Below are 11616 nucleotides of genomic sequence, written 5' to 3' on the forward strand. Positions count from 1 at the left end.
CCGGCGCTGTCCTCGGTGCTACGCGGTCTCGCGCGCCGGGGCCGTGACGGGCGCCGGGAGCGACGGGGGCAGGGGCCCCGCCAGGGTGTCGAGGCGCAGGGCGCGGGCGCGGTGGGCGGTGCGCAGGGCGTCCCAGGTGAGGATCGACAGGGCGACCCAGACCAGGGAGAAGCCGGCCCAGCGCGCGGGCGGCATGGCCTCGTGGAAGTAGAGGACGCCGAGGCCGAACTGGAAGATCGGGGCCATGTACTGGAGCAGCCCGAGGGTGGACAGCGGGACCCGGATCGCGGCCGCGCCGAAGCAGATCAGCGGGATCGCGGTGACCAGCCCGGCCGAGGCCAGCAGGGCGGCGTGGCCCGGGCCCTGCGCGGTGAAGGTGGACTCGCCCCGGGAGCCGAGCCACAGCAGGTAGCCGAGGGCGGGCAGGAACATGATCACGGTCTCGGCGGTCAGCGATTCCAGGCCGCCCATGCCGAGCTTCTTCTTGATCAGCCCGTACAGGGCGAAGGAGAAGGCCAGGATCAGGGAGATCCACGGCGGCCGCCCGTAGCCGACGGCGAGGACCAGCACGGCGGCGACGGCGATCCCGACCGCGGCCCACTGCGTGCGGCGCAGGCGCTCGCCGAGGACCAGGACGCCGAGCGCGATGGTGACCAGGGGGTTGATGAAGTAGCCGAGGCTCGCCTCGACGACGGCGCCGTTGTTGACCGACCAGATGTAGACGCCCCAGTTCACGGTGACCAGGGCGGCGGCCAGCCCGGTGAGGGCGAGCTTGCGCGGCCGGCGCACCAGCTCCGCCACCCAGGCCCAGCGCCGCAGGGCCAGCAGGGCCACGGCGACCACGGCCAGGGACCACACCATGCGGTGGGCGAGGATCTCGATCGCTCCGGCGGGCTGGAGGAGCGGCCAGAAGAGGGGCACGATCCCCCACATCCCGTACGAGGCGAATCCGTAGAGCAACCCCGTGCGCTGGTCGTTCTCTGCCTTCACGGGACCTCCAGAGCTACTTCAAGCCAACCTGACGACGGTAGCGCCGCCCGCGCCGAAAGTCATTAGTCTCAGGCGAGATGCTCATGACACTTGGGTGGCGGTCCGGCGGCCGGGACACGCCGAAGCCCGGACCCTGCCTGCGGGTCCGGGCTTCGGCGGTGTTCGGCGGAGTGAGGCGGGGTGCGGCTCAGCCGACGACGGTCCAGGTGTCGTTCCCGCTCAGCAGCGCGCCCAGGTCGCCCTTGCCGCTGCGGTCCACGGCCGTCTCCAGCTGATCGGCCATGAGCGTGTCGTAGACGGGCCGGCGCACGTTGCGGAACACCCCGATGGGCGTCTGGTGCAGCGTGTCGGGGTCGGCCAGCCGGGACAGCGCGAACGCGTTGGTCGGGGAGGCCGAGGAGGCGTCGTGGACCAGGATCCGGGACTCGTTCTCCGGAGTCACGGTCACGACCTCCAGGTCGCCGGTGGCCGCGTTGCGCACGACGCCCTTGGCGTTGTCCACGCCGAAGCGGATCGGCTGCCCCTGTTCGAGGCGGATCACCGCCTCCTGGGCCTGCTCGTGGTCCTTGAGGACCTCGAAGGCGCCGTCGTTGAAGATGTTGCAGTTCTGGTAGATCTCCACCAGCGCCGTGCCCTCGTGGGCGGCTGCCGCACGCAGCACCTCGGTGAGGTGCTTGCGGTCGGAGTCGACCGTACGGGCCACGAAGGAGGCCTCCGCGCCGATCGCCAGCGACACCGGGTTGAAGGGCGCGTCGAGCGAGCCCATCGGGGTGGACTTGGTGATCTTGCCGACCTCGGAGGTGGGGGAGTACTGCCCCTTGGTCAGCCCGTAGATCCGGTTGTTGAACAGCAGGATCTTGAGGTTGACGTTCCGCCGGAGGGCGTGGATCAGGTGGTTTCCGCCGATGGAGAGCGCGTCCCCGTCGCCGGTGACCACCCACACCGACAGGTCGCGGCGCGAGGTCGCGAGGCCCGTGGCGATGGCCGGGGCGCGGCCGTGGATGGAGTGCATCCCGTACGTGTCCATGTAGTACGGGAACCGCGAGGAGCAGCCGATGCCCGAGACGAAGACGATGTTCTCCTTCGCCAGCCCCAGCTCCGGCATGAAGCCCTGGACGGCCGCGAGCACCGCGTAGTCGCCGCAGCCGGGGCACCAGCGGACCTCCTGGTCCGACTTGAAGTCCTTCATCGACTGCTTGGCGACCGCCTTGGGCACCAGCGAGAGCAGGGTGGGGCTGTCGGTCACCTCAGTCATTGATGGCCTCCTCGAGATGGTTGGCGAGCTGCTCGGCCTTGAACGGCATGCCGTTCACCTGGTTGTACGACGCCGCGTCGACCAGGTACTTCGCCCTCAGGAGGGTCGCGAGCTGCCCGAGGTTCATCTCCGGCACCACTACCTTGTCGTAACGCTTCAGGACCTCACCCAGATTCCTCGGGAACGGGTTGAGGTGGCGCAGGTGGGCCTGCGCGATGGGAAGCCCGGCGAGCCGCAGGCGGCGTACGGCGGCGGTGATCGGGCCGTACGTCGAACCCCAGCCGATCACCAGGGTCCGCGCGCCGTCCGGGTCGTCGACCTCCAGGTCGGGGACCAGGATGCCGTCGATCTTGGCCTGGCGGGTGCGGACCATGAACTCGTGGTTCGCGGGGTCGTACGAGATGTTGCCCGTGCCGTTCTGCTTCTCGATGCCGCCGATCCGGTGCTCCAGCCCCGGCGTGCCCGGAACCGCCCAGGGGCGGGCCAGGGTCTGCGGATCGCGCTTGTACGGCCAGAAGACCTCGGTGCCGTCCGCGAGCTCGTGGTTGGGACCGGCCGCGAACTGCACCTTGAGGTCCGGGAGGTCCGCCACGTCCGGGATCCGCCAGGGCTCGGAGCCGTTGGCGAGGTACCCGTCGGAGAGCAGGAACACCGGGGTCCGGTAGGTCAGCGCGATCCGGGCCGCGTCCAGCGCGGCGTCGAAGCAGTCCGCCGGCGTGCGCGGGGCCACGATCGGCACCGGGGCTTCGCCGTTGCGGCCGTACATGGCCTGGAGCAGGTCGGCCTGCTCGGTCTTGGTCGGCAGACCGGTCGAGGGGCCGCCGCGCTGGATGTCCACGATCAGCAGCGGCAGCTCCAGGGAGACCGCGAGGCCGATGGTCTCGGACTTCAGGGCCACGCCCGGGCCCGAGGTGGTGGTCACGGCGAGCGCGCCGCCGAAGGCCGCGCCCAGGGCCGCGCCGATGCCGGCGATCTCGTCCTCGGCCTGGAAGGTGCGCACGCCGAAGTTCTTGTGCTTGCTCAGCTCGTGCAGGATGTCCGAGGCCGGGGTGATCGGGTACGAGCCCAGGTAGAGCGGCAGATCGGCCTGCTGCCCGGCTGCGATCAGCCCGTAGGACAGGGCCAGGTTCCCGGAGATGTTGCGGTAGGTGCCCGTCGGGAAGGCGCGGGTGGCCGGGGCCACCTCGTAGGAGACGGCGAAGTCCTCGGTGGTCTCGCCGAAGTTCCAGCCCGCCCGGAAGGCGGCGACGTTCGCCTCCGCGATCTGCGGCTTCTTTGCGAACTTCTGCCGCAGGAACTTCTCCGTGCCCTCGGTGGGCCGGTGGTACATCCAGGACAGCAGCCCGAGCGCGAACATGTTCTTGCTGCGCTCGGCCTCCTTGCGGGAGAGCCCGAAGTCCTTCAGCGCTTCGACCGTAAGGGTGGTCAGCGGTACCGGGTGGACGTTGTAGGCCTCCAGCGAGCCGTCTTCCAGCGGGGAGGTCTCGTAGCCCACCTTGGCCATCGGGCGCTTGGTGAACTCGTCGGTGTTGACGATGATCTCCGCGCCGCGCGGCACGTCCGCGATGTTCGCCTTCAGTGCCGCCGGGTTCATCGCCACCAGGACGTTCGGGGCGTCGCCCGGCGTCAGGATGTCGTGGTCGGCGAAGTGCAGCTGGAAGGACGAGACGCCGGGGAGGGTGCCGGCGGGCGCCCTGATCTCGGCCGGGAAGTTCGGCAGCGTCGAGAGGTCGTTGCCGAAGGAGGCGGTCTCCGAGGTGAAACGGTCACCGGTGAGCTGCATGCCGTCACCGGAGTCACCCGCGAAGCGGATGATCACCCGATCGAGTCGGCGCACTTCCTTCGTCGCGGGGTCCCCGGCGGTCCCGGGGCCTCCGGTGGTCCCGGCGTCCCCGGCGTCTCCGTTGAGGCCCGCATGACCTGCGGGTTCGCCGTCCGGGCCCGGGGACGTCCGCTGCTCGCCGACGACTGCGCCTTCGGCCCCGTCGGACTGTTCGGCTGGGCTACTGACCTGGCTGGTCACTGAACTGGACCTCCTTCGAGGCGTGAGCACTGCCCAAGGTCAACCCTACGACCGTAGGGATCGCTTCCCCGGGGTGCTCAGTTTCTGGACCGCCCCTTCGGCGGTCTGTCCGAATCCGGCCTTACCTGACAGAGTGTCAGTTGATCAAGACCTTAGATAGGTGAGAACGGCCAGCACGCGCCGGTGATCCCCGTCACTGGGCGACAGGCCCAGCTTCATGAAGATGTTGCTGACGTGCTTCTCCACCGCGCCGTCGCTCACCACCAGCTGCTTGGCCACCGCGGAATTGGTCCGCCCCTCGGCCATCAGCCCCAGCACCTCGCGCTCGCGCGGGGTCAGCCCCGCCAGCACGTCCTGCTTGCGGCTGCGGCCGAGCAGCTGCGCCACGACCTCCGGGTCCAGGGCCGTACCGCCCCGGGCCACGCGGACGACGGCGTCGAGGAACTCCCGCACATCGGCCACCCGGTCCTTCAGCAGGTACCCCACTCCGGTACTGGAGCCGGCCAGCAGCTCGGTGGCGTACTGCTCCTCCACGTACTGGGACAGCACGAGCACACCTATACCGGGGTGATCGCGCCGCAGCCGCACCGCGGCCCGCACGCCCTCGTCGGTGTGCGTCGGCGGCATCCGCACATCGGCCACCACCACGTCCGGCAGCGCGTTCTCGGCCGCCAGCTCCGCCACCGTCTTGATCAGGGCTTCCGCGTCCCCGACGCCTGCGACGACGTCATGCCCCCGGTCGGTCAGCAACCGCGTCAGGCCCTCACGCAGCAGCACTGAATCCTCGGCGATGACCACCCGCACCCTGTCTTCCACGACTTTGCCGCTCCCGCGTCCACTCGCTCAAGCCCCGTTGTCCCTGACTCAGCCAAGCATCCCAGTCTTGAGCCCGGATGTAGCCGGAGCGCGATCAACGCGCACCCCCGGAACGGCTGTTTCCAGCCCCGGCGGCACTTTCCGCGCGCCCACTCCCCAAAGTCAGGGCTTTGTCCCCGACCCGAAGGGGCGAACGGCACCCGCCGGGGGAGGCCGGTACGGGGCGGCGGGTGAACGTGCGGATATGCGGGCATGCGGGCATGCGACCGCGCGGGCACCCCTGGGGGGTGTCCGTACGGACATGCGACCGCACGGACACCCCTGCGGGGCATCCGTGGGGTCGGGCGGCGGTCGGTGCGGCTTCCGCGGCCTCAGACGGCGCGCCAGGGGAGCTCCGCCGTGACGGTCGTGCCGCCACCGGCGGGGGAGTCCACGACCAGCAGTCCGTCCACGGCGTCGAGCCGCTCGGCCAGCCCGGCCAGCCCCGAACCGGCCGGGGTGGTCCCGGTCCCGTCCGTGTCCGCCCCGCCCACCCCGTCGTCGGCGACCTGGATCAGCAGCCGGTCCCCGGACTTCCACACGTCGACCCCGGCCGTACGGGCCCTCGCGTGCTTGCTCACGTTCTGCAGCAGCTCCGACACCGTGAAGTACGCGATCCCCTCGATCGCCGCCGCCGGCCGCGCCGGCAGATCCACCGCCACCCGCACCGGCACCGCGCACCGGGAGGCCACCGAGGACAGTGCCGCGTCCAGCCCCCGGTCGGTCAGGACCGCGGGGTGGATCCCGCGGGCCAGGTCCCGCAGCTCCTGGAGGGCGATCTTCACTTCCCCGTGGGCCTCGTCCACCATCCGGGCGGCGGCCCGCGGGTCCTCCGTCAGCTTCTCCTTGGCCATCCCCAGGTCCATCGCCAGCGCCACCAGGCGGGCCTGCGCCCCGTCGTGCAGATCGCGCTCGATGCGCCGCAGGTCCGCCGCGGCGGTGTCGACCACGACACCCCGGTCGGTCTCCAGCTCGCTGACCCGGTGCGCGAGCCGCGAGGGCCCGAGCAGCCCGCTGACGAGCAGACGGTCCACGGTCGTCAGCGCGCGGACCACCCAGGGGGTGGCGAGGGTGAGCACGAGCCCGGTCCCGCAGGCCGCCGCGATCGCGACGGGGGAGTCCAGATAGAAGGTGTAGGAGTTGCCGTTCTGGAAGAGCTGCAGCCCCGGCTGATCGGTGAAGGCCGGGAACACCCAGAACCAGAGCGGGTACAGCAGCATGGCCCACCCATAAACCCAGAACGTCAGGGCCACGCAGAAGGCGAACACCGCCCACGGGAAGTGGATCAGCGAGTACAGCACGTGCCGCCAGGCGCTCCCGCTCTTGAGCAGCGCTGCCATCCCGGCGATCGCCCCGCCCTTCTCCGCCCGGATCGGCGCCGGCTCGGCGAGCTCCTGACCGAGCATCCCGCGCACCCGGGCCCGCTCCACGCGCCCGAACCCGCGGCACATCGCCAGCACCCCGGCCAGCACCGGAACCCCGAGGAACGTCACGAGCAGCCCGGCGCCGAGGCTGACCCCGGTGATCGCGAGCGAGAAGTACAGCGTGCTGAGCGGCAGCCCGACCATCAGATACCCGAACTCCCGCCAGGCCCGCCCCTGGAAGGGAGCCCGCACCACGCTCCCGAAACCGCTGCCGCCGCTACCCATGTCGCTGACCCGCCCTTCCTCCACTGTGTCCCCCCACCCTCCCGCGGAGCCCCCTCACGCAACCATCCGGCAGGTCGGTCTCTCCCCCGGGGGGTTAACCCCACCCCGGGGCCCGCGCCCCAGGGACAACCGGGCCCCCCGAGCCCAAGCCGCCCCGGCCCGCCAAGTCCGCACCGTCCGGGCTCGCAGTGTCCCGGCCCCGGCCCGGCCGGCTTCGGCCTGGCCGGCAGCGTCCGGGCTCGCAGTGTCCCGCCCCCGGCCTGGCCGGCAGCGGTCCGCCGAGCCCCGGCCTGTCCCGGCCACCCCGTCCTGCACCGGACGCCCTGCGGGGCCGGATCCCCGACCCGCCCTTCCACCGTTCCCCGGGCTCCGCCCGGACCCGTGCCGGTGCGGCGCCGCTGCACGGGGGGTCAGCCCCGGGCTCCCCGTTCCTCAAACGCCGGGGGGCTGGAAAATCCAGCCCCCCGGTGTCCACGTGCGGGCCGAGGCCGGCCGATCCCAGCCTCGCCGGCGTTTGAGGCACGGGGTCTGGGGCGGAGCCCCAGGGCCTTTCAGCCGTCCGGCGTTTGAGGCGCTGGGTTTTTTAGCCGTCCGGCGTTTGAGGCGCTGGGTCCGGGGCGGAACCCCGGGGCTCCGCCCCTCGGCGTCCGGGGCGGAACCCCAGGGCCTTTCAGCCGTCCGGCGTTTGAGGACCGGGGTCCGGGGCGGAGCCCCGGGGGTCCGGGCGGAGCCCGGGAATCCTCCCCGGGGCCGCCCCGGACCCCGGCGTCCGGGGCGGAGCCCCAGGAGGGGTCGGCGCAGCCCGGTACCCCTCCCCAGCCCGTCCGGCGCTTGAGGACCGGGCTCCGGGCAGCGCCCGGGGAACGGTGGAAGGGCGGGTAGGGGACCTTTGCCCCGCGCAGCGGCACACGCACGGCCGGCGCCGGCCGACAGCCCCGCCGCCGCCGAGGCGGAACGGGACCCAGCCCCGCCGGCGCCTGAGGCGAAACGGGACTCAGCCCAGGCCCTACCGGGCCACCCGCTCCCGCCACGGCAGCTCCGCCGTGACCACGGTGCCCGCGCCCTCGGGCGACTCCACCACCAGCACGCCGTCGACCGCGTCGAGCCGCTCGCCCAGCCCCGCCAGCCCCGACCCGGCCAGGGCATTCGCGCCGCCCCGCCCGTCGTCGGACACCCGGATCAGCAGCCGCCCGTCGGCGGAGCCACCCGTGCGCCACACCTCGACCTCCGCGCACCGCGCCCCCGGCCCCGCGTGCTTGCTCACGTTCTGCAGCAGCTCCGAGACCACGAAGTACGCGATCCCCTCGATCGCCTCCGCGGGCCGCGCCGGCAGGTCCACCGACACCTTCACGGGGACCAGGCACCGCGAGGCCACCGAGGACAGTGCCGCGTCCAGCCCCCGGTCGGTCAGGACCGCGGGGTGGATCCCGCGGGCCAGGTCCCGCAGCTCCTGGAGGGCGATCTTCACTTCGCCGTGCGCCTCGTCCACCATCGCCGCCGCCCCCTCGGGGTCCTCCAGCAGCTTCTCCTTCGCCAGGCCCAGCCCCATCGCCAGCGCCACCAGCCGGGCCTGCGCCCCGTCGTGCAGGTCCCGTTCGATGCGCCGCAGGTCCGCCGCCGCCGTGTCGACCACGACACCGCGGTCGGATTCCAGCTCGGCGATGCGCCGCTCCAGTTCGTCGGAGGGGGACAGCAGGCCCCGTACCATCGCCCGGTCCACGTTCGCGAGGCCGCGGACCACCCACGGCAGCACCGGCCACAGCACGAACAGCCCGGTCAGCGCCACGGTGAAGGTGAGCACCGCCCACGGCAGCCGGATCAGCTCGAACAGCACGGTCCGCCAGGCCACCGGGTCCTTGAGGCTCGCCCACAGCCAGGGGAAGAACCCGCCCGCCCGGCCGGGCCCCGGCATCGGTGTCGGCTCGTCGACCCGTACGCCCAAGAGGTCGCGTGCCCGCGCCCGTTCCAGCCGTCCCAATTGGCGAGACACGAACAGACCACATGCGAGCAGCGGCAGACCGATCGCGGTCACGGACAGACCGCCCGCGGTCGACACCATCACCACCGTGTAGACGAACCCGATGAGGGCGGCGGGCAAATTGCTCAGCAGGTAGGCGATTTCCTTCCATGTCACGGCATCGAAGGGTGCGCGTACGGGAGGAGGGGACCCGTCGTCGGGGGTGTGCTTGCTCGCGGTCATGCGCCTACCCTGCCAAGCCCGCGGCGCCCCGTGCCATGGGGTAGCCGGGCCGAGGTAAACGGGGGATAACCCCACCCCGTGGAGCCCAGGCCCTAGACTCCCGTCCGTACCAGATCAACCTGATCGTCGACAGTGGCCGAGGAACGAGGAACGGACGTGCCCGAACCAACGGTATCGACCGTATCCGTGCTCGCCGCGGACTACTTCCGTACGTATTCGGTCGTCGGCCTCCTGGCCGCGCTCGGTGTGCTCTTCGTGGCCGTGGCGTTCGGCGCCAACCGCCTGCTGAGCCCCTCCGTCCCGACCCGCGAGAAGCTGCTGACCTACGAGTGCGGCGTGGACCCCGTGGGCGAGGGCTGGGCGCACACCCAGGTCCGCTACTACGTCTACGCGTTCCTCTACGTCATCTTCGCCGTCGACTCGATCTTCCTCTTCCCCTGGGCGACGGTGTTCGCCGCCGCCGGCTACGGCGCCACGACGCTGGTGGAGATGTTCATCTTCCTCGGCTTCCTGGCCGTCGGCCTGCTCTACGCGTACAAGAAGGGCGTCCTCGAATGGCTGTGACCCCGGCCGGTACCCCGGCCGTGCCGTCGGAGCCGCAGCTGCTCCCGGAGCCGAAGCGGCTGGGCGTGCTGTCCCGCCTCGCGCCCGAGCCCATGAAGGTGGTCCTCAACTGGGGCCGCCGCTACAGCCTGTGGGTCTTCAACTTCGGCCTCGCCTGCTGCGCGATCGAGTTCATCGCGGCCTCGATGGCCCGCCACGACTTCATCCGGCTCGGCGTCATCCCCTTCGCCCCCGGCCCGCGCCAGGCGGACCTCATGATCGTCTCCGGCACGGTGACGGACAAGATGGCCCCGGCCGTCAAGCGGCTGTACGAGCAGATGCCCGAGCCCAAGTACGTCATCTCCTTCGGCGCCTGCTCCAACTGCGGCGGCCCGTACTGGGACTCGTACTCGGTGACCAAGGGCGTCGACCAGATCATCCCGGTCGACGTGTACGTCCCCGGCTGCCCGCCCCGCCCCGAGGCCCTCCTCCAGGGCATCCTCAAGCTCCAGGAGAAGATCGCCCGCGAATCGCTGGCGGACCGCTACGCGAACACGCCCGCGCCGTCCCCCGCGCAGCTGACGAGCGGCCTGGTATCCCCTCCCCCCGCTCCCTCCTCCACCCCTGCTCCCGGGACGGACGCGTGAACCTCTACGACTCCCTCCCCGACGCGGCGGGGACGGTCTTCGGCGAGGAAGCCGTCGGCTCCTTCGCCTACTCCGTCCTCACCGTCGACGTCCCCACCGCGAGCTGGATCCCCGCCCTGGAGATCGCCCGCGACAAGCTGGGCTGCACCTACTTCGACTGGCTGAGCGCGGTGGACGAGCCGGGCACGGGCTTCCGCATCTGCGCGCACGTGGTCTCCCTGGAGAACCACCGCGTACGCCGCCTCCTGCTGCGCACCACCGTCCCGCACTCGGCGCCCTCCCTGCCCTCCGCCGTCGCCGTCTACGCCGGCGCCGAATGGCACGAGCGCGAGACCTTTGAGATGTTCGGGGTCGTCTTCACGGACCACCCCAACCTGGTGCCGCTGCTCCTCCCGGAGAACTTCGAGGGCCACCCGCTGCGCAAGGACTTCGTCCTCGCGGCTCGGGTCGCCAAGGCCTGGCCCGGCGCGAAGGAGCCGGGCGAGGGACACGACCCGGACGCGCCGAAGCGCCGCCAGATGCTCCCGCCGGGCGTACCGGACCCCAACGACTGGGGCCCGATGAAGGGCCAGCTCCCCCCGGCCCCCACCCGCCCCGCCCGCACCCCCCGCGCCGCGGCCGGCGCCCCCGGCGACCGCCCGGCCCGCACCCCGCGCGCCGGGGCCGGCACCGACCGCCCGGCCCGCACCCCGCGCGCGGCGGCCGACGAGCAAGCCCCGGCGACCGGAACCGAAGGAGCCCCGGCCCGCCCGGTCCGCCGCACCCGCTCGGTCGCGGACGGCTCCGCGAGCCAGGCGGAGCCCCCGACCACGGCCTCCACCCCGCCGCCCGCAGCTCCCGCGGCCCCGACCGAGGCACCCCCCGGCCGTCCGGTCCGCCGCTCCCGCTCGGTGACGGAAGGCTCCGCCAGCCAGGCGCCAGCCACTCCGGCCCCGGCAGCCACCCCGGCCCCGGTGGACCCCTCGGCTCCGGCAGCCACCCCGGCCCCGGTGGACCCCTCGGCTCCGGCAGCCACCCCGGTACCAGCGGTGGCCCCGGCCCCGGCAGCCACTCCGGCTCCGATGGAGCCCTCGGGCTCGCCCGAAGCCCCAGGTGCCTCGGCGATCCCGGCGGAAGCCCCGGCCCGCCCAGTGCGCCGCACCCGCTCGGTCGCGGACGGCTCCGCGAGCCAGGCCGCCGCCGCGACCCCGGCCGAACCGGCTACCCCACCCGCGGCGGACCCGCAGGCCCCCGCCCGCCCCGTACGAGGCAGCTCGGACGCCCCTTGGCACAACCCAAAGCCCGCCTTCGACACCCCAGCGCCGGAACCGGCCACCCCGGCCGAACCGGCTACCCCGGCTGAACCGGCCGATCCCGCTGACCAGGCGACTCCGGCCGCTCCCGCGAGCCCGGCGGCCCCGGCCGAACCGGCCACCCCGGCGGAACCGGCTGACCGGGCGACTCCGGCCGCTCCG

General features: G+C 72.6%; 9 protein-coding genes. 3 read left to right on the forward strand and 6 right to left on the reverse strand.

From position 1 onward, the window contains the following. Window positions 1-18 precede the first annotated feature (18 nt). The 6 genes from rarD to ACIA8F_RS02270 all read right to left on the reverse strand — a co-directional run bounded on the left by rarD (window position 19) and on the right by ACIA8F_RS02270 (window position 8972). Window positions 19-990 carry an EamA family transporter RarD gene (gene rarD, locus ACIA8F_RS02245; protein WP_399376274.1) on the reverse strand — a complete coding sequence of 324 codons (972 nt, stop codon included), beginning with the start codon at window positions 988-990 and terminating at the stop codon, window positions 19-21. Between the two features lie 187 nt (window positions 991-1177). Next, window positions 1178-2245 carry a 2-oxoacid:ferredoxin oxidoreductase subunit beta gene (locus ACIA8F_RS02250; RefSeq protein ID WP_399376276.1) on the reverse strand — a complete coding sequence of 356 codons (1068 nt, stop codon included), beginning with the start codon at window positions 2243-2245 and terminating at the stop codon, window positions 1178-1180. Next, window positions 2238-4268, reverse strand: coding sequence for a 2-oxoacid:acceptor oxidoreductase subunit alpha (locus ACIA8F_RS02255; RefSeq protein WP_399376277.1), 2031 nt, complete (start codon window positions 4266-4268; stop codon window positions 2238-2240). The genes ACIA8F_RS02250 and ACIA8F_RS02255 overlap by 8 nt, the downstream gene beginning before the upstream one ends. Window positions 4269-4412: 144 nt before the next feature. Beyond that, window positions 4413-5072 (reverse strand): response regulator transcription factor, encoded by a 660-nt coding sequence (locus ACIA8F_RS02260; RefSeq protein ID WP_308313410.1) that lies wholly within the window; start codon window positions 5070-5072, stop codon window positions 4413-4415. Between the two features lie 383 nt (window positions 5073-5455). Continuing rightward, on the reverse strand, window positions 5456-6772 hold the full coding sequence (locus ACIA8F_RS02265; RefSeq protein WP_399376278.1) for a sensor histidine kinase: 1317 nt from the start codon (window positions 6770-6772) through the stop codon (window positions 5456-5458). A 1006-nt stretch (window positions 6773-7778) separates the two neighbouring features. Next, on the reverse strand, window positions 7779-8972 hold the full coding sequence (locus ACIA8F_RS02270; RefSeq protein WP_399376279.1) for a sensor histidine kinase: 1194 nt from the start codon (window positions 8970-8972) through the stop codon (window positions 7779-7781). Window positions 8973-9128: 156 nt separating this feature from the next. Here ACIA8F_RS02270 and ACIA8F_RS02275 point away from each other — a divergent pair, with 156 nt between their 5' ends. The 3 genes from ACIA8F_RS02275 to ACIA8F_RS02285 form a co-directional block, all read left to right on the forward strand. Then, window positions 9129-9536, forward strand: a complete 408-nt coding sequence (locus ACIA8F_RS02275; RefSeq protein WP_250740903.1) for an NADH-quinone oxidoreductase subunit A — start codon at window positions 9129-9131, stop codon at window positions 9534-9536. Further along, a complete protein-coding gene (locus ACIA8F_RS02280; protein ID WP_399376280.1) occupies window positions 9527-10162 on the forward strand; it encodes an NADH-quinone oxidoreductase subunit B in 636 nt (211 codons plus the stop codon). The genes ACIA8F_RS02275 and ACIA8F_RS02280 overlap by 10 nt, the downstream gene beginning before the upstream one ends. Continuing rightward, window positions 10159-11616: NADH-quinone oxidoreductase subunit C (locus ACIA8F_RS02285; RefSeq protein WP_399376281.1), on the forward strand; the 1458-nt coding region annotated here is incomplete at its 3' end. The genes ACIA8F_RS02280 and ACIA8F_RS02285, both read left to right, overlap by 4 nt.

It is taken from the genome of Streptomyces sp. NPDC051563 (genome assembly GCF_044454225.1).
Taxonomy (GTDB): domain Bacteria; phylum Actinomycetota; class Actinomycetes; order Streptomycetales; family Streptomycetaceae; genus Streptomyces.